Annotated in this window: 18 protein-coding genes; 8 read left to right on the top strand and 10 right to left on the bottom strand. The window is 71.7% G+C overall.

Annotated features, from left to right (window positions below):
* Positions 1 to 88: 88 nt before the first annotated feature.
* From ACIRQ9_RS34535 to ACIRQ9_RS34510, 6 genes are all read right to left on the bottom strand, one after another.
* Positions 89 to 829: an FAD:protein FMN transferase gene (locus ACIRQ9_RS34535; protein ID WP_404182775.1), complete on the bottom strand. Its 741-nt coding sequence runs from the start codon at positions 827 to 829 to the stop codon at positions 89 to 91.
* A gap of 52 nt (positions 830 to 881) precedes the next feature.
* Positions 882 to 1,745 (bottom strand): FMN-binding protein, encoded by an 864-nt coding sequence (locus ACIRQ9_RS34530; RefSeq protein ID WP_404182688.1) that lies wholly within the window; start codon positions 1,743 to 1,745, stop codon positions 882 to 884.
* Positions 1,746 to 1,788: 43 nt separating this feature from the next.
* The gene (locus ACIRQ9_RS34525) at positions 1,789 to 3,171 is read right to left on the bottom strand and encodes a ferric reductase-like transmembrane domain-containing protein (RefSeq protein ID WP_404182685.1); all 1,383 of its coding nucleotides are present in this window, start codon (positions 3,169 to 3,171) and stop codon (positions 1,789 to 1,791) included.
* A gap of 105 nt (positions 3,172 to 3,276) precedes the next feature.
* On the bottom strand, positions 3,277 to 3,981 hold the full coding sequence (locus ACIRQ9_RS34520) for a L,D-transpeptidase (RefSeq protein ID WP_404182682.1): 705 nt from the start codon (positions 3,979 to 3,981) through the stop codon (positions 3,277 to 3,279).
* Positions 3,982 to 3,984: 3 nt separating this feature from the next.
* A complete protein-coding gene (locus tag ACIRQ9_RS34515; protein WP_404182679.1) occupies positions 3,985 to 4,572 on the bottom strand; it encodes a pyridoxamine 5'-phosphate oxidase family protein in 588 nt (195 codons plus the stop codon).
* A 114-nt stretch (positions 4,573 to 4,686) separates the two neighbouring features.
* Entirely contained in the window at positions 4,687 to 5,547 is an 861-nt protein-coding gene (locus tag ACIRQ9_RS34510) for a hypothetical protein (RefSeq protein ID WP_404182676.1), read from the bottom strand.
* A gap of 189 nt (positions 5,548 to 5,736) precedes the next feature.
* On the opposite strand from ACIRQ9_RS34510, the gene ACIRQ9_RS34505 reads away from it, so the two are divergent.
* From ACIRQ9_RS34505 to ACIRQ9_RS34485, 5 genes are all read left to right on the top strand, one after another.
* A complete protein-coding gene (locus ACIRQ9_RS34505) occupies positions 5,737 to 6,930 on the top strand; it encodes an argininosuccinate synthase (protein WP_404182673.1) in 1,194 nt (397 codons plus the stop codon).
* Positions 6,931 to 7,008: 78 nt separating this feature from the next.
* Complete coding sequence (argH, locus tag ACIRQ9_RS34500; RefSeq protein WP_404182669.1) at positions 7,009 to 8,442, top strand: argininosuccinate lyase; 1,434 nt, start codon at positions 7,009 to 7,011, stop codon at positions 8,440 to 8,442.
* Positions 8,443 to 8,569: 127 nt separating this feature from the next.
* On the top strand, positions 8,570 to 9,544 hold the full coding sequence (locus ACIRQ9_RS34495; protein ID WP_404182666.1) for an aldo/keto reductase: 975 nt from the start codon (positions 8,570 to 8,572) through the stop codon (positions 9,542 to 9,544).
* Positions 9,545 to 9,772: 228 nt separating this feature from the next.
* The gene (locus tag ACIRQ9_RS34490) at positions 9,773 to 10,324 is read left to right on the top strand and encodes a TetR/AcrR family transcriptional regulator (RefSeq protein WP_404182663.1); all 552 of its coding nucleotides are present in this window, start codon (positions 9,773 to 9,775) and stop codon (positions 10,322 to 10,324) included.
* On the top strand, positions 10,321 to 11,853 hold the full coding sequence (locus ACIRQ9_RS34485) for an MFS transporter (RefSeq protein WP_404182660.1): 1,533 nt from the start codon (positions 10,321 to 10,323) through the stop codon (positions 11,851 to 11,853). The genes ACIRQ9_RS34490 and ACIRQ9_RS34485 overlap by 4 nt, the downstream gene beginning before the upstream one ends.
* A 4-nt stretch (positions 11,854 to 11,857) precedes the next feature.
* Here the strand turns inward: ACIRQ9_RS34485 and ACIRQ9_RS34480 are convergent, their stop codons facing one another.
* Both ACIRQ9_RS34480 and ACIRQ9_RS34475 read right to left on the bottom strand, forming a co-directional pair.
* Positions 11,858 to 13,489, bottom strand: coding sequence for a multicopper oxidase family protein (locus tag ACIRQ9_RS34480; RefSeq protein ID WP_404182657.1), 1,632 nt, complete (start codon positions 13,487 to 13,489; stop codon positions 11,858 to 11,860).
* A 161-nt stretch (positions 13,490 to 13,650) separates the two neighbouring features.
* A complete protein-coding gene (locus ACIRQ9_RS34475; protein ID WP_404182654.1) occupies positions 13,651 to 14,322 on the bottom strand; it encodes a lysophospholipid acyltransferase family protein in 672 nt (223 codons plus the stop codon).
* A 320-nt stretch (positions 14,323 to 14,642) separates the two neighbouring features.
* On the opposite strand from ACIRQ9_RS34475, the gene ACIRQ9_RS34470 reads away from it, so the two are divergent.
* The 3 genes from ACIRQ9_RS34470 to ACIRQ9_RS34460 all read left to right on the top strand — a co-directional run bounded on the left by ACIRQ9_RS34470 (position 14,643) and on the right by ACIRQ9_RS34460 (position 16,950).
* Positions 14,643 to 15,827, top strand: a complete 1,185-nt coding sequence (locus tag ACIRQ9_RS34470) for a glycerophosphodiester phosphodiesterase (protein WP_404182651.1) — start codon at positions 14,643 to 14,645, stop codon at positions 15,825 to 15,827.
* A gap of 74 nt (positions 15,828 to 15,901) precedes the next feature.
* On the top strand, positions 15,902 to 16,408 hold the full coding sequence (locus ACIRQ9_RS34465) for an RNA polymerase sigma factor (protein WP_404182648.1): 507 nt from the start codon (positions 15,902 to 15,904) through the stop codon (positions 16,406 to 16,408).
* A 44-nt stretch (positions 16,409 to 16,452) separates the two neighbouring features.
* The gene (locus ACIRQ9_RS34460) at positions 16,453 to 16,950 is read left to right on the top strand and encodes a GNAT family N-acetyltransferase (protein WP_404182645.1); all 498 of its coding nucleotides are present in this window, start codon (positions 16,453 to 16,455) and stop codon (positions 16,948 to 16,950) included.
* A 118-nt stretch (positions 16,951 to 17,068) separates the two neighbouring features.
* Here the strand turns inward: ACIRQ9_RS34460 and ACIRQ9_RS34455 are convergent, their stop codons facing one another.
* A complete protein-coding gene (locus ACIRQ9_RS34455) occupies positions 17,069 to 17,482 on the bottom strand; it encodes a hypothetical protein (RefSeq protein ID WP_404182642.1) in 414 nt (137 codons plus the stop codon).
* Between the two features lies 1 nt (position 17,483).
* Positions 17,484 to 17,843 (bottom strand): hypothetical protein, encoded by a 360-nt coding sequence (locus ACIRQ9_RS34450; protein ID WP_404182639.1) that lies wholly within the window; start codon positions 17,841 to 17,843, stop codon positions 17,484 to 17,486.
* Positions 17,844 to 17,897 lie beyond the last annotated feature (54 nt).

Here is a 17,897-nt window from a genome sequence, read left to right as displayed (position 1 = left end):
CCGCCGAGCCGCGGGCAGGTGTGCCGCGGCGCGACACGGGCGGGCGCGGCGCCACCCGTCCGGCACCGGTGAGCGACCCCGCCGCACCTCAGCCCAGGCGCGCGGCCAGCCCGCCGGTGCACCGCACCTCGTCCCCCGCGGTGATCAGCAGCCCCTCCACGCCCGGCAGCGACTCCAGCCACGCCAGCCCGGCCCGCGACCCCATCGCGAACGCCGCCGTGGCCCAGCAGTCCGCCCACGTCAGCCGCGGCCCCACCACCGTCACCGCCACCAGGTCCGTCACCGCCGACTTCCCGGTCCGCGGGTCGACGATGTGGGCGCCCCGCTCCGCCGTGCCGGACGTGGCGACCGCCAGCTCGGCCACGCCCGCCGCCGAGATCACCGCCGCCAGCCCACCCGGCCGCAACGGGTCGGCGATCCCGACCCGCCACGCCCGCGTCGGCTCCGGCGCGCCGGTCATCTGGACGTCACCGCCGCCGTTCACGCTCACACCGCTCACCCCGGGCACCCCGGCCAGCGCCCGCGCGGCCCGCTCGGCGGACCAGCCCTTGACGATGCCGGTGGGATCCAGGAGCCCCCGGTAGCGGGTGCTGAACCAGCCGTCGCTCACCCGCTCCGCCTCGGCCGCCAGCTCCAGCACCTCGGCGACCTCGGGATCGCAGTCGCCGACGCCGATCTCCTCGCGCGCCAGCCGGGACACCTGGCTGTCCTCGCGGTACGTGCTGAACACCTCGTCGACCCGGTGCAGGCCGGCGACCGCGTCGCCGAGGGCCGCCCGCACGGCGTCCGGCTCCCCGCCGCGGACGTCGAAGGAGAAGACGGTCCCCATGACCTCCTCCGCATGACGCACCGCGGCCGGCGCCTCCGCGTCCGTCACCGTCTCAGCCACCGGCCTGATCGAGCGCCGACTGCAGCGACTGCTTGTAGCCGGTACTGGTGTAGGTGGCCCCGGAGACCGAGTCGATGCTCGCGTTCCCCGCCGCCACCGCCTCCTGGTTGAGCTTCGGCACGGACAGGGCGGTCTTCTGGTCGCTGGTGCCGCCGCTCGGCGCCTGGACCGCCTCCGCCTTGGTGATCTTCCCGCCGGAGACGGTGATCCGGACCTGCACCGGCCCGTACTGGGTCTGCGCGACCTGCCCGGTCACCGTTCTGGCCTGCGCCTGCGCGGAGCCCGACGCGGCACCGGACGACGAACCCGACGACGAACCCGACGACGAACCCGACGACGAACCCGACGACGAACCCGACGACGAACCCGACGACGAACCCGACGGCGAGGAGGGAGACTTCTGCGCCTTCATCCTGTCCAGCGCCGACTGCAGCGACTGCTTGTAGCCGTTGCTGGTGTAGGTCGCGCCGGACACGGCGTCTATGTCCGCGCTCTGCGCCGCCACCGTCTCCTGGTTGAGCTTGGGCACCGACAGCGCCGTCTTCTGGTCGCTGGTGCCGCCCTTGGGCGCCTGGACCGCCTCGGCCTGCGTGATCCTGCCGTTCGCGACGGTCAGCCGCACCTGCACGATCCCGTACTGGGTCTGGGTGGCGTCACCGGTGACCGTGGTGGCACCGGCCGCCCCGGTACCGCCCTGCGGCGACTCCTGGCCCGCGGCGGCGGCCGACGGAGCCGATCCCGCCGCCGCGGCCGACGCTGGGTCGGACGACGGCTTCAGCGACAGCAGCAGCACGACGCCGGAGACGGTCGCCGCGGTGGCCAGCACCACACGCCTGACGGGGTGACTCTTCCTCATCGTTTCCGAACTCCCGATTCCCTGGATTCCGTGGTCCCGTCGCTCACATCTCGAACGACTCGTGATGGATGCGGCGGGCGGGAACCCCCGCGCCGCGCAGCGCCTCGTACACGCCCTGCGCGAACCCGGGCGGGCCGCACATGAAGACGTCGTGGTCGTCGATGTCCGGGATCTTCCGCTGCAGGTTCTCCGCGGAGATGTCCGGCCGCTCGCCCTCCGGACTGTTGACCGCGTACATCAGCCGGGCGCCGCGTTCGTTGGCGATCTTGGCCAGTTCGTCCCAGAGCGCCAGGTCCTGCGTGGTGTTGGCACGGTACAGCAGGGTCAGGTCGCCGGCCGCGCCGGGCAGCGTCTCGAACAGCGCCCGCATGGGCGTGATACCGACACCGCCCGCCACCAGCAGGACCTTGCCGCGGCTGCGCCGGGACGCGGTCATCGCGCCGTACGGCCCCTCGGCCCACACCTTGGTCCCGGGCCGCAGTTCGCGCAGCCGCGCGCTGTGGTCGCCGATCGCCTTGACGGTGATCCGCAGCATGTCGGGGCGGGGCGCCGCCGACAGCGAGTACGGATGCGAACTGAACCGCATCCCGGGCGCCATGAACCGCCAGCGGAAGAACTGGCCGGCCTCCGCGCCCATCCGGTGCAGCCTGCGCCCGCCGATCAGCACCGACACGATGCCCGGCGTCTCCTCGATGACCGCCTCGACCCGCATCCGGTGGCGCAGGTTGAGCCGGATCGGGGTGAGCACCCGGTACCAGACCACGAGCGCGGTGACGGCGCCGTACAGCCCGTACCAGAACGTCTTGGCGACCGGGGTGAGGGCGAAGTCGTTGCCGGTGGTGATCTGGTGCCAGAAGGTCAGGAACACCGCCGCGTACGTGAGCAGGTGCACGTGGTACCAGGTGTCGTACGGCATCCTGCGCCGCACCGGGCCGATCGACGTGAGGCCGATGACCACGAACAGCCCGGTCCCGATGGCCGCCTTGCCCATGTCGGGCAGCTGGTTCACGGAGTCGACGGTCTGCTGGACGATGTCGTTCAGCGTCTTGCCGGCCTGCAGCGCGTAGCCCCACATGATGAGGAAGACGTGTGCGAGGACCAGGCAGAGCGTGTAGCGGCCGCTCATCGCGTGCCAGCGCGCGACACGGTCCGAGCCGACCCGCCGCTCCAGCGCCGGCACCCGCGCCATCTGCAGTACGACGAGGGCCATCAGGTATCCGGCCAGCAGGCCGGTGATCCGGCCGGCGTTGAGGATCTTGCCGTTCTGGTCGGCGATGGACGGGGTGTTGTGCCACCACATCCACAGCACGGCCGCCGCGCCGGCCCATACGGCGAGCAGCAGCGGTACGGCCGGGGAGCGGCGCGGGCGGATGCGGCGCATCGTCTGTCGTCGGGCGGCACGTCCGCCTGCGAGCGTGGTGGTCACGGTTCCTCCGTGGGGACTTGACCCTTGGCCCACAGGTACGTGGCGTGACGCCCGAGTGTTCAGCGGCCTGCGCGGTTCGCCGCGGACTGGTTCGGTCCGCGTGCCTCAGTACCGCGTGATCGCCGTCTGCCCGCTCGTGGTGCCGATCGCGATGTGGGGTGCTCTGGCCGGGTTCGTCCAGCGGAGGATCTCCTGCATCGCCTCCTCCGGCACCGACACGCAACCGGCCGTCGCGCCCGAGCCGTTGACGTGCAGGAAGATCCCGGCGCCGCGTCCGTGCACGGGCCGCTCGTAGTTGAACCCGACCACCAGGGCGTGCGTGTACTGGGTCGTGTACGAGGACAGCTTCTCCGCCTCGGCGGCCCGGCAGTCGGCCGGCAGCGGCTCGGCCCAGCGGTTGTAGGAGGCCGAGTCGTTGTCCTCGCACCACCACGAATCGGCCGTCACCGCGCGGTAGTCGACGGACGTCCCGGCCGGCGCGGGCCGGATGCCGAACCCGAACGGCAGGTCGTACAGGCCCGTCGGGGTCGTGTTCGTGCCCTGCTGCCGTGCGGCACCCTCGACCAGGCCCTTCGAGCCGAACCGCGCGGGCGCCGTCCCCACCTGCGCCCACTGCCCGTCCCTGCGCTCCCACCAGGTCACGGTCCCCGAGGTCGAGTCCGTGGTGGGCGCCTCGGCGGTGATCAGCTGGTCGCCGCCGCCCGTGTCGGCGAGCCGCGCGGGCAGCGGTGCGGTGTCCCCGTCGCCCGGAGTCGCACCGAGCAGCAGCAGGGACGTGGAGACAAGGGTGACGACGACGCCTGGACGCATGGCTCAGACGCTAGACGGCGGCAGCGGCAACGGCAGCCCGGGTAGGCCGTCCAGGCTCACCGCGATGTGGTCCTTCTTCTCGAAGTAGGCGCCGAGCGAGGTGTCGTCCTCCCGCGCGAAGCGCTTCCCGTGCAGGTCACGGTCGGTCTCGTAGGCCATGTGGGGGACCGCGTAACCGCAGCTGTCCCGGATGAGTTCGGCGTGCACGACGATGACCGCGCGCAGGCCGTGCCGGGAGGGGTCGATGTCCGGGAAGCGGGTGAGGAGGTCCGCGAAGCGCGGGTCGTCGCGGAAGACCGGCTCGCCGCGGCCGTGCACCCGCACGATGTTCGGCGGGCCCTGGAACGCGCACCACATCAGGGTGATGCGGCCGTTCTCCCGGAGGTGGGCGATGGTCTCGGCGTTGGAGCCCGCGAAGTCCAGGTAGGCGAGCGTGAGTTCGTCGAGTACGGCGAAGGAGCCCCGCAGGCCCTTGGGGGAGAGGTTGACCGTGCCGTCGCCCGCGAGCGGGGCGGTGGCGGTGAAGAACAGGGGCTGCTCCTCGATGAACGTGCGGAGTCTGCCGTCGATGCGCTCATAGGTCTTTCCCATACCGGGAAATTATCGGCGCGTATCCGTCGGCCGTCCGGGAGGTTCCGGCATCCGGACATCACTGTGGCCGCCCCGGCCGGCGCTGTCACGGGGCGGTCACAGCTGCCTGTCACGTCACTGCGTGAGCGTGCAGGCGGCCAGGGAGTCGAGACCCTCCGGCTTGGCCGAGGCGCGGCCGATCGCGAGGGCGATGCGGTCGATCGTCGACTTCCGCTTGTCCGCGAGCGGGCCGAGGATGGCGTTCTGGACGAAGTTCGGCCCGCCCTGGCCGGCCGTGGTCGCGAGCCGGCTGCCGGCCTCGGAGATCTGGGTCGCGAGCAGGGCGAGGTTCCGGTCGACCTCCGCCTGCGCTGAGGCGGGGATCGCGGGCAGTCGCGAGGCGACGTCCGGGCAGCTGATCGTGCCGACGCCGCCCGCGCCGCCGTTCGCTCCACCCGCCGGCTGCTGCGCGGTCGCCGCCGCGCTCGGCGCCGCCGAGGACGTGCCGGTGGCCGTGCCGCCGCCGGTGTTCGTGGCCGTCCCGCCCGCGTTCAGGGTGCACGGCGCCAGCGCGTCGAGGCCGGCCGGCCTGGCGGCCGTCCGCCCGATCGCGGTCGCGATCCGGTTCACGGTCGCCACCCGCTTGTCCTTGAGGGGGCCGAGGATCGCGTTGTTCACGAAGTTCGGCCCGCCCTGGCCGACCGTGTCCACGAGCCGCTTGTCCGCCTCCTGGATCTGGGTCCGCAGGAGCGCGAGGTTGCGGTCGACCTCGGCCCGCGCGGAGGCGGGGACCGCCGGGAGCCGCGAGGCGACGTCAGGGCAGGCGACGGTGCCGGGTGCGGCGGCGAGGGTGCGCGCGCCGCTCGTGCCGCTGCTCTGGTCGGGCGTACCGGCGAGGGCCGAACCGGCGACGATCGCCCCGGACAGCGCCACGGCGGCGGCACCGCCGACGAATGCCACGCGACGCTTGTTGTACTTCGGGAGAGCCCTGGACATGCGGTTACCTCGCTTGGGTCGGAGGAGGGTCTGCGGACGCGGCGCCGGTGTTCAGGGAGAGGTACGAGTAAGCGGTTTCATCCGTTCAAGGCTTCTCCGTATCGGCCGGATCACCTCGGCTGGATTGACGAATCATGCAGACCTCTGCATACTCATGCATAGGGAGTGGATGTAGGTGAGGAGGGACCCATGACCGAGCGCGTCGTACTCGCCTACTCCGGCGGGCTGGACACCTCCGTGGCCATCGGCTGGATCGCCGAGGAGACGGGTGCCGAGGTCATCGCCGTCGCCGTGGACGTCGGCCAGGGCGGCGAGGACCTGGACGTCATCCGCAAGCGCGCCCTCGCGTGCGGCGCGGTCGAGGCCGAGGTCGCCGACGCCAGGGACGAGTTCGCCGAGGAGTACTGCCTCCCGGCGGTCAAGGCCAACGCCCTCTACATGGACCGCTATCCGCTGGTCTCCGCGCTCTCCCGGCCGACGATCGTCAAGCACCTGGTCACCGCCGCCCGCAAGCACGGCGCCACCACCGTCGCCCACGGCTGCACCGGCAAGGGCAACGACCAGGTCCGCTTCGAGGCCGGCATCGCCGCCCTCGCCCCCGACCTGACCTGCATCGCGCCGGTCCGTGACTACGCGATGACCCGCGACCGGGCGATCGCCTTCTGCGAGGCGAAGCGCCTGCCGATCGCGACCACCAGGAAGTCCCCGTACTCCATCGACCAGAACGTCTTCGGCCGCGCCGTCGAGACCGGCTTCCTGGAAGACATCTGGAACGGTCCGATCGAGGACATCTACGCGTACACGCAGAACCCGGCGACCCCGCGCGACCCCGACGAGGTGGTCCTCACCTTCGAGGCGGGCGCCCCGGTCGCGATCGACGGCAGGCCGGTCACCGTCCTCCAGGCGATCCAGGAACTGAACGAACGCGCGGGCGCCCAGGGCGTCGGCCGGATCGACATGGTCGAGGACCGGCTGGTCGGCATCAAGTCCCGCGAGGTGTACGAGGCACCGGGCGCGATCACGCTCATCACCGCCCACCAGGAACTGGAGAACGTCACCGTCGAGCGCGAACTCGCCCGCTACAAGCGGCAGGTGGAGCAGCGCTGGGGTGAACTCGTCTACGACGGCCAGTGGTTCTCCCCGCTCAGGCGCGCCCTGGACGGCTTCGTCGAAGAGGCGAACCGGCACGTCACCGGCGACATCCGCATGACGCTCCAGGGCGGCCGAGCGGTCGTCACCGGCCGCCGGTCCGAGGCGTCCCTCTACGACTTCAACCTCGCCACCTACGACACCGGCGACACCTTCGACCAGGCCGCGGCGAAGGGCTTCATCGACATCTACGGCCTGTCGTCGAAGATCGCGTCGAAACGGGACCTGGCGTAACCAGTAGCGTGTCGACCGCCTCCCCGTTCATGGCCGGGGAGGCGGTGCCACATCCGTATCTCTCTAGGAGCAACGCAAGTGAGCAGCAACAGCGGTGACGTCCGTCTCTGGGGCGGCCGGTTCGCCGACGGTCCCGCCGAGGCCCTGGCGAAGCTGTCCGCGTCCGTCCACTTCGACTGGCGGCTCGCGCCCTACGACATCGCGGGTTCGCGTGCCCACGCGCGCGTGCTGCACAAGGCCGGCCTGCTCACCGACGACGAACTCCAGCGCATGATCGCGGGCCTCGACCTGCTGGCGACCGACGTCGCCGCCGGCACCTTCGTCGGCACGATCGCCGACGAGGACGTCCACACCGCCCTGGAGCGCGGCCTGCTGGAGCGCCTCGGCCCCGACCTCGGCGGCAAGCTCCGCGCCGGCCGTTCCCGCAACGACCAGGTGGCGACGCTCTTCCGGATGTACCTGAGGGACCACGCGCGAGTCATCGGCGGCCTCGTCGCCGACCTCCAGGACGCCCTGACCGGCCTCGCGGAGGCCCACCCCGACGTCGCCATGCCCGGCCGCACCCACCTCCAGCACGCCCAGCCGGTGCTCTTCGCCCACCACGTCCTCGCCCACGTCCAGGCCCTGTCCAGGGACGCCGAGCGGCTGCGCCAGTGGGACGAGCGCACGGCCGTCTCCCCGTACGGCTCCGGCGCCCTCGCCGGCTCCTCGCTCGGCCTGGACCCGGAGGCGGTGGCGAAGGACCTCGGCTTCGAACACGGCAGCGCCGCGAACTCCATCGACGGCACGGCCTCCCGTGACTTCGTGGCCGAGTTCGCCTTCATCACGGCGATGATCGGCGTCAACCTCTCCCGGATCGCCGAGGAGGTCATCATCTGGAACACGAAGGAGTTCTCCTTCGTGACCCTGCACGACGCGTTCTCCACCGGCTCGTCGATCATGCCGCAGAAGAAGAACCCGGACATCGCCGAGCTGGCGCGGGGCAAGTCCGGCCGCCTCATCGGCAACCTGACCGGCCTGATGGCCACCCTCAAGGCGCTGCCGCTCGCCTACAACCGCGACCTCCAGGAGGACAAGGAGCCGGTCTTCGACTCCTGCGACCAGCTGGAGGTCCTGCTCCCGGCCTTCACCGGCATGATGGCGACCCTCACCGTCCACCGCGAACGCATGGAGGAACTGGCCCCGGCCGGCTTCTCGCTGGCCACCGACATCGCCGAGTGGCTGGTCAAGCAGGGCGTCCCGTTCCGGGTGGCGCACGAGGTGGCGGGCGAGTGCGTCAAGGCGGCCGAGGCCGAGAACAAGGAACTGGACGAGCTGACGGACGAACAGTTCGCCAAGATCTCCGCCCACCTGACCCCGGAGGTCCGCACGGTCCTCAACGTCCCCGGCGCCCTGGCCTCCCGCAACGGCCGCGGCGGCACGGCCCCGAGCGCGGTGGCGGTCCAACTCGCCGAGGTGAAGGCGGACCTGGCTCGGCAGCACGAGTGGGCTCGGGCCAAGGAACAGGCCTGAGCGCAGCGCCCCCGACGGGCCGCTCCGCACCCGCCCACCGCACCGCCCGAGCCGGACGGACGACCGGAGGGCATCGCGGGTTACGTTGGTCGGCAGCCCGACGCAGCCGACCGAAACGGAGCCCGCGATGCCCTTCGCCCGACTGGCGACAGCGACGACCCCCACCTGCCACATCGGCCTCGGCCTCGCCGCGGTCGGCCGCCCCGGCTACATCAACCTCGGCCGTGAGGAGGACCTGGGCGAGGACCGCAGCGTCGACGCCCTGCGCACCCGCACGCACGAACTCCTCGACGCCGCCTACGCCCAGGGCGTCCGCTACGTCGACGTAGCGCGCTCCTACGGCCGCTCCGAGGAGTTCCTCGCCGCCTGGCTGGACGCCCGTCCCGACGCCGCCGCCGAGGTCGTGGTCGGCAGCAAGTGGGGCTACACCTACACCGCCGGCTGGTCCGCGGACGCCGACACGCACGAGGTCAAGGACCACGGCGTGGCGACCTACGACCGCCAGCGGGCCGAGACCGACGGGCTTCTGGGCGGCCACCTCGACCTCTACCAGATCCACTCGGTGACCCCGGACAGCCCGGCCCTCACCGACAAGGAACTCCACGCCCGCCTGGCGGAGGCGGCGGCGGGCGGTCTCACCGTCGGCTTCTCCACGAGCGGCCCCGCCCAGGCCGACGCCGTCCGCGCCGCCCTCGCCGTCACGGTCGACGGCGAGCCCCTCTTCCGTACCGTCCAGTCGACGTACAACGCGCTGGAGACGTCGGCCGGCCCCGCCCTCGCCGAGGCGCACGACGCCGGGCTGACGGTGATCGTGAAGGAGGGCATGGCCAACGGCCGCCTCGCCGCGCCGCACGCCCCGGACGCGCTGCGGGCGGTGGCCGAGGAGGCCGGTCTCGGCTGCGACGCCGTCGCCCTCGCCGTCGTCCTGCGGCAGCCGTGGGCCGGTGTCGTCCTGTCCGGCGCGGCGACGCTCCCCCAGCTCGCCTCCAACCTGCACGCGGCCGCGGTGGACCTGGACGAGGACCAGCTGGCCCGCCTCGCCGCGCTGGCCGAGGAGCCGCACGCGTACTGGGACCGCCGCGGCAGCCTGCCCTGGCACTGAGGCGACGACCGCCCGAGGCACCGACCGCCTGACGCACCGACCGCCCGAGGCACCGACCGCCTGACGTACCGACCGCCTGACGCACCGACCGCCTGACGCACCGACCGTCCGGCGGCCCCAGGCGCCCGGACCCCGACGCGCGGACACGGACCGTCGCCGACCCGCGACGAGTGACGCACGCATGCCCAGCATGAGACAAAGATGTCTCACATGGGTTACTCTTGTCTCATGGCCCTCGACCGTGAGCAGGTGCTGCGCAGCGCAGCCGCGTTGCTGACCCGCAAATCCACCGCGACCATGGACGAGGTGGCCAGGGCCGCCGGGATCAGCCGGGCCACCCTGCACCGGCACTTCGCCGGCCGGGACGCGCTCGTCCGCGCGCTGGAGGCGCTCGGCATCGAGGAGTGCGAGGCGGCCCTGGACGCGGCCCGTCTGGACGAGGGCCGGGCGGCCGACGCCGTCCACCGCCTGGTGCGCGAGATCGAACCGTCGGCCGGACTGCTGGCCTTCCTCTACACCGAGAACCAGCTCTTCGAGGGCGAGCAGCAGAACCAGGGCTGGACCCGGATCGACGAGCGCATCGCGGCCCTCTTCCGGCGCGGCCAGCGGACCGGCGAGTTCCGTATCGACCTCACCCCGGCCTGGCTCACCGAGGCGCTGTACGGCCTGCTGGCCTCCGCCGCCTGGGCGGTGACGGAGGGCAGGGTCGCGCCCAAGGACTTCACCCACATGATCGTCGAGCTGCTGCTCGGCGGTGCGCGACGGAGAGAGGAATCATGACCAGCACCGTGCGGCCGGCGTTCGCCACGGAGACGGAGGAGAAGCGCCCGGGCCGCTGGCTCGCGCTGTCCGTCCTCGTGCTCGCCGTGCTGCTGGTCGCCGTCGACGCGACCGTCCTCGGTCTCGCGACGCCGTACATCAGCGAGGATCTCGAACCCTCCGGCACCCAGCTGCTCTGGATCGGCGACGTCTACTCCTTCGTCATCGCCGGACTGCTGGTCTCCATGGGCAGCCTCGGCGACCGCATCGGCCGCAAGCGCATCCTGCTCGGCGGCGCGACCGCGTTCGGCGCGATATCGGTCCTGAACGCGTACGCGTCGACGCCCGGTACGTTGATCGCGGCCCGCGCCCTGCTGGGCGTCGCCGGCGCGACGCTGATGCCCGCCACCCTCGCCCTGATCCGCAACCTCTTCCACGACCCGCGCGAGCGCAGCCTCGCCGTCGGCATCTGGGGCGCCACCGCCTCCGCAGGCACCGCCGTCGGCCCGATCGTGGGCGGCTTCCTGCTCGAACACTTCTGGTGGGGATCGGTCTTCCTGATCAACCTGCCGGTGATGGCGGTCCTGGTCCTCGTCGGCATCAGGACGCTCCCCGAGTCCCGCAATCCCGATCCCGGCCCCTGGGACCTGGCCAGCGTCGTCCTGTCGCTGGTCGGCATGATCGCGCTCGTGTACGCGGTGAAGGAGGCCGCGACCCACGGCCTCACCCCGGTCACCGCGGCCACCGCCCTGCTCGGCGGCGCGGGCCTGTACGGCTTCGTCCGCCGCCAGCTCACCCTGCCCAAGCCGCTGCTCGACATGCGGCTCTTCCGGCGGCGCGGCTTCAGCGGCGCGGTCCTCGCCGACCTGCTGACCGTGCTCGGCATGTCGGGCCTGGTGTTCTTCCTCTCCCAGTACCTTCAGCTGGTCCAGGGCAGGCATCCGTTCGAGGCCGGCCTGGCCGAGATCCCCGCGGCCCTCGGCGCGGTGGCGGCCGGTCTGGTGGCCGGCCGGGCGGCCCGCCGGTTCTCGGTGCGGGCGGTGGTCTCCGGCGGCCTGGCGGCCGTCGGCGTGGCCCTCGCGGCGCTCACCACGCTCTCGCAGGCCACCGGCTACCCGTTCCTCGGCACCGCCCTGCTCGTGGTCGGCGTCGGCGCCGGCTTCTCCTTCACGGTCACGGCGGACGTGATCCTCTCCAGCGTCCCCAGGGAACAGGCAGGCGCCGCCTCGGCGGTCTCCGAGACGGCGTACGAGCTGGGCGCGGCCCTCGGCATTGCCCTGCTCGGCTCGATCGTGATGGGCGTCTACCGCGATTTCCCGGCCCCGGCCGGCACCCCGGCCGCCGCCCGCGAATCGCTGGGCGCGGCCGTGCAGGCATCGGCGGACCTGCCGCCGCAGACCGCGAACGAGATGCTCGCCGCGGCCCGCGACTCCTTCGTGCACGGCCTGCACCTGGCCTCCGGCGCGGGCGCCGCGGTCCTCCTGGCGACGGCGGTGGCGGCCTGGTTCCTGCTCAGGGGGCAGCAGCTGGACGACACCGTGCCGGTGTGACGGCTCACTTCTGGTAGCCGAGCACCGTCATCATCCCGCTCTCCGAGTGGTACTGGTTGTGGCAGTGCAGCATCCACAGCCCGGGGTTGTCGGCGTCGAAGTCGAGCACCAGCTTGCGGTGCGGCAGCACGATCGTGGTGTCCTTCCGGGCTCCCTCCGAGTTCAGCCCGCCGACGGCGAAGGTGTGCCCGTGCAGGTGCATCGGATGCCACATGTCGGTCGCGTTGATGAGCGTCAGCCGTACCCGCTCGCCGGCCCGTACCGCGTGCCGCTGCCGCACGTCGTACGCCCGGTGGTCGAACCCCCAGTCGTACTTCTGCATCGTGCCGGTGATCCTGATCCGCAGCTCGCGGTCGGTCTTGCGGTTGTCCATGCGGACGGAGTCGGCGGGCACCAGGCGGCGGGCCGACACGATCTCGCGGTCCAGCTCGCCGGGGCGGACATCCGGCGACGGAAGGTTTTTTCCCTTGTTGGTGCGGAGGACCGCGAGCCCCTTGCCCGGCTTGCCCTCGGCCAGCGCGACGAGCGGGAAGACGCCGTCCTTGGCGGTGACCAGCACGTCGTACCGCTCGGCCATGCCGATGAGCAGGGCGTCGGTCGTCTGGTGCTTCACCGGGTAGCCGTCGGTGTGGGTGACGGTCAGGGGGTGGTCGCCGAGCGCCACCCGGAAGGCCGTCTCGGAGCCCGCGTTGATGAAGCGGATCCGGATGCGGTCACCGGGGCGGCACTGGAAGACGGAGGGGTTGGTCCGCACCCGCCCGTTGATCAGGTAGTGCGGGTAGGAGACGTTGCCTCCCTCGCCGTGCAGCAGGGCGCTGTGGGAGTCGCGCAGCACCCGGTCGGGACCCAGGCCCTTGGCCTTCGGCGAGGCCGGAGGCGCACTCGTGGACCGGTGCGGGCTCGGGCTGCCGGCTCCGGGACCCATGCCCATGTGCATGTTCATCGCCATGGAGCCGCCGGGCTTCAGCTGGTCGAGCACGTGCTCGGGGTTGGAGCCGTCGATGTCGTCGACCCAGTCGTCCAGGACGACGACCCACTCCTGGTCGTACTTGAGGGGCTCCTTCGGGTCGTCGACGACGAACGGCGCGTAGAGCGCGCGGTCGGGCTGCATGCCGACGTGCGAATGGAACAGGTAGGTGCCCGGGTGGGCGGCGGCGAACCGGTAGACGAAGTCCGTCCCCGGTTCGATGCTCGCCTGGGTCAGATCCGGAACGCCGTCCATGTCGCAGCGCAGCCGTACCCCGTGCGCGTGCAGAGTGGTCTTCTCCTTCAGCCGGTTACTGAGGGTCAGATTCAGGACGTCACCGCAGGTGACCCGCACCAGCGGACCCGGAACCGACTCGTTGTACGCCCAGCTGTGCACCGTCCGCCCGCCCAGGTCCAGCTTGCTCTCGGCGGCCGTGAAGGTGACCGTGCGGACGGGACCCGCACCGCGCTTCCGCTCGGTCGCGAGCACCTCCGGATCCGACGGATTGACAAACCCCTTGGGCCCCTGCGGCACGAACTTCGCCGTGCCGGCCGTGTGCTGCGGGCCGGAGCGCGAGGAGGAGTCTGCGTCGGAGCAGGAGGCCAGGAGCCCCGCGCCGGCGACAGCGAACGGAGCACGGAGCAGGGTACGCCGAGAAGGTTTCTGCATATCTAAATAAGACATGCTGTGTGCTCATATGGCCGGTAAATACGCGGGAATGACCGAAGTGTCGGGCCAGATTCCACCGCCAGGCGGACGTGGACCGATGTCAGGCGGATGGCAGACAGAAGGGCACGGACCCCGGTCCGTGCCCTTGCGCCGAAAGGGTGTCAGGCGGCCTTCGCCTTCGTGGCGTACATGTCCACGTACTCCTGCCCGGACAGCCGCATGACCTCGGCCATCACCGAGTCGGTCACGGCCCGCAGCACGTAGCGGTCCCGGTCCATCCCCTCGTACCGGGAGAACTCCATCGCCTCGCCGAACCGGACGGTGACCTTCCCCGGCCGCGGCATGCCGGCGCCGCCCGGCTGCAGCTTGTCGGTGCCGATCATCGCGAACGGCACCACCGGCGCGCCGGTCATCAGCGTCAGCCGCGCGATGCCGGTGCGGCCGCGGTACAGGCGGCCGTCGGGGGAGCGGGTGCCCTCCGGGTAGATGCCGAAGATCCGGCCCTCGTCCAGGATCCGCTTGCCGGTCATCAGCGCGGCGACCCCGCCGCTCGCGCCGTCCCGGTCCACCGGGATCATGCCGACACCGGTGAAGAACCAGGCCATCAGGCGGCCCTTGAAGCCCTTGCCGGTGACGTACTCGTCCTTGCCGATGAAGAACACCTGCCGCCTGCTGACCAGCGGCAGGATCATCGAGTCGATGAACGTGAGGTGGTTGCCGGCGAGGATGACCGGACCGTCTCCCGGGATGTGCTCCACGCCCTCCACCCGGAGGCGGAACATCAGGCGCATGATCGGTCCGAGCGCTGCCTTGATGAACGCGAAGCGGGACAACGGGTCCTCCGATGTCGAGGGGCGGTATGAGTCTGTGCAGGTGAGGACATTACTCGCGGCCCCAGGGGGAGCGCACATCGACCACGGCCGGTTCACCGAGGTCTTACGCACTGTTGACGCGGGTTTACCTGCGGTGCTGCCCGGTGGACAGCTTGCGGCCCGGCCCCCGCGATGTGACGGAAGTCGCCGACGGACCGTCACGACGCGCCGTGCATCAGCCATACGGCGTCATCCGGCCGTTGGGCCGGCGGTCTCCCGCCGGTCACCACCGCGCCCCTACGATCGGCCGGCATCCAAGGGCGAAGGTCAGGAGAGCGCTCATGAACACGAACGGTTCCGACGAGCGGACACCGGTGAACGGCACGACCGGACGGCGGGCCCTGCTCGGCGCCGCGGTGCTCGGCGCGGGCGGAGCGGTCCTCGGACTGCCCGGCGCGGCCAGAGCGGCCGAGGCCCGGCAGGTCGGCCACGGCAACGGCGGCCTCAAGAGCCTGCCGAAACCGACGATCATCGGGCACCGCGGCGCCAGCGGCTACCGTCCGGAGCACACCTTCGGCTCCTACGAGCTGGCGCTCGACCTCGGCGCCGACATCGTCGAGGCCGGCGACCTCGTCCCCACCAGGGACGGCCACCTGGTCTGCCGCCACGAGCCGGAGATCGGCGGCACCACGGACGTCGCCGACCACAAGGAGTTCGCCGACCGCAGGACCACCAAGGTCCTGGACGGCGTCCCCACCACCGGCTGGTTCACCGAGGACTTCACGCTCGCCGAGCTGAAGACGCTGCGCGCGATCGAGCGCATCCCGGCCAACCGCCCGCACAACACGCTCTACAACGGCCACTGGGAGATCCCCACCTTCGAGGAAGTCCTCAAGTGGCAGGACGAGCAGACCCGCAGGCGCGGCAAGCAGGTCTGGATCTACCCCGAGACCAAGCACCCCACCTACTTCCGCAAGCTCGGCCTCGGTCTGGAGGAGCGTGTCGCCAAGCTGCTGCGCAAGTACGGCAAGGACAAGCGGAACTCGCCGGTCATCCTGCAGTCCTTCGAGCCGACCAGCATCCAGCGCCTGAACACGCTCGTGGACAACCCGCTGGTCGTCCTGCTGTCCGCGGCGAACACGCGGCCCTACGACTTCGTCGCGACCGGCGACCCGCGCACCGTCGCCGACCTGATCACGCCCAAGGGCCTGCGGGAGATCGCCGGCTACGCGCAGGGCATCGGCCCGACCCTGGACCTGGTCATCCCCAAGGACGCGAACGGCGACTTCACCACGCCGAGCACGCTGGTCGCGGACGCCCACAAGGTGGGCCTGATCCTGCACCCGTACACCATGCGCAACGAGAACCCCTTCCTGCCGCCGGCCTACCGCAAGGGCAGCGACGTCACCGGGTACGGCACCGTCTTCCCGGTCTTCCAGGCGTACTTCGAGACCGGCATCGACGGCGTCTTCTCGGACAACGCCGACACCGCGGTCCTCGCCCGCGAGGCCTTCGTCAACGGCTGAGCCACCGCACCCCGTTCGGGGTGTCCCGCGGCCGCCCCGGCAACCCTGCCCGGGGCGGCCGCGTCGTTCCGCATGTGACGGACGACCTGGTTGCCGCCCTGCGCCCGCTGCTCACCGCCGAGGCCTCGGCCGAGGCGCACGCCTGCGGAAGCGACCCCGGCGACCTCGAACAGAGCGTCTGGCTGCGCCTCCTGGAGCGGCTGGAGACCCACGGCCCGCCCCGGTCCCCCGAGGACTGGCTGCGCAGGGCCGTGCGCGCCGAGTCCCGCCGCACCCGCCGCACGGCACACCGCGAACGCCCCTACGGGACCGAACCCGCCGACCCCGCCGCGCCCACGCCCGAGCAGCGCGTCGTCACCACCGCACGGCACCGCGCCCTGCGCGAGGCGGTCGCCCGCCTCCCCGGCCGCTGCCCCCGCCTCCTCGCGGCCCTCTTCTCCCCGGACGACCTCACCTACCGCGAGATCGCGGGGGAGTTGGGTATCTCACAGGGAAGTCTGGGACCGGAACGTTCCAGATGTCTTGGATGTCTGCGCAGATTGCTGACGCCGGAGGTTGCGCCCCGCGAAGCGCGGGGATAGGAGTGAGAACGACAGGCGATCAGGTGAGCGGGAGGCGTGCGCACATGGGCATGAGCGTGACCATCTCGGTGGCGACCGAGCAGGACGCAGAGCAGATCTTCAGGCTCCAGTACCTGTGCTTCCAGAGCGAGGCGGCGCTGTACGGCAACTACCGCATCGACCCGCTCGTCCAGAGTCTCGACTCGGTCCGCCGCGAACTCGCGTCCGACTGCGTCTTCGTCGCCCGGCTCGGCGAGGAGGTCGTCGGCTCGGTCCGCGGCTCGGTCACCGAGGACGGCGCCGCCGCCATCGGCAAACTCTGCGTCCACCCGCGGCTCCAGGGCCACGGCATCGGCGCCCGGCTGCTGCGCGCGGCCGAGGGCGCGCTGCAGGAGGAACGCGGCGCCAAGCGGTTCCGCCTCTTCACGGGCCACCGCAGCGAGGGCAGCCTGCGCCTGTACCGCCGGGTCGGCTACGAGACGGTGGGCACCTCGCAGGGCGCGGACGGCGTCACGATGATCGTCCTGGAGAAGCCGGCCGGCACGTACGCGACGACGGCCTAGCTCCTCGACGCCCCGAGGCGGAGCGCCCCTTCGGGGGCGCTGGGTCACCTCGGCCGAGAGCCGGGGGAGGGCCGCGCGACAGCCCACCCGTCACCGGTGGTCGCGCACGCCCTTCGGCTCACGCCTCCCTGGCGTGCTTCCGCAACCAGTACAACGCGGAGACCGGCAGCAGCACCGGAATGAACACGTACCCCATCCCGTAGTCCGACCACACGGTCGCGTCCGGGAAGGCGGACGAGTCGACCAGGGTCCACGTCCCCACGATCAACACCCCCGCGAGTTCGGCGGCGCAGCACACCTGCGCCGCCCGGCGCGCGGCTTCGCCGCCCCGCACCAGCGTGTACGTGATGAACGCGTACACCAGACCGGCCACCGCGGACAGCGAGTACGCGAGCGGCGCCCGGTCGAACTCGGTCGCGATCTGGTAGACGGACCGCGACAGCGCGCCGACGACCATCACGCCGTAGAACCACACGAGAAGCGTGCCCGGCCCACTGGTGAGCCGCTTCGGGCCCTGCTCCACGGTCGTCATCTCACCCTCCCCAGATGTCATAGAGCCGCACCTCCAGAACGGCCAGCACCACACCGGCGGCCGCGACCGTCACAGAACCCCACCGGGTCCGCTCGGCCAGCGACATGAACCCCGCCGCCGGGACGCACGCGAAGGCGCCCAGCAGATACGCCACAAAGATCGTCGTGCCCTGCGCCGGCTTGTCGCCCCCGGCCAGCAGCACGATCCCGGCCACCAGCTGGATCACCGCCAGCACCGACACCACGGCCATCCCGATGAAGTGCCAGTCCTTCGTCGGCTGGTCCCGGTACGCGGCCCAGCCGCACCAGGCGGCGAGCAGCAGCGCGGCGACTCCGGTCACCAGCAGCAGGGCATTGAGCATGCGGCGACCTTATTACGGCGGAATCGGCCCCACGCCGTCGCCCCTGCTCAACGC

The sequence above is a fragment of the Streptomyces sp. NPDC101237 genome (assembly GCF_044767465.1).
In the GTDB taxonomy this organism is placed as follows: domain Bacteria; phylum Actinomycetota; class Actinomycetes; order Streptomycetales; family Streptomycetaceae; genus Streptomyces; species Streptomyces gramineus.
The sequence above is the reverse complement of the archived record's forward strand: the minus strand, read 5'-3'. Positions and strand labels throughout refer to the sequence as shown.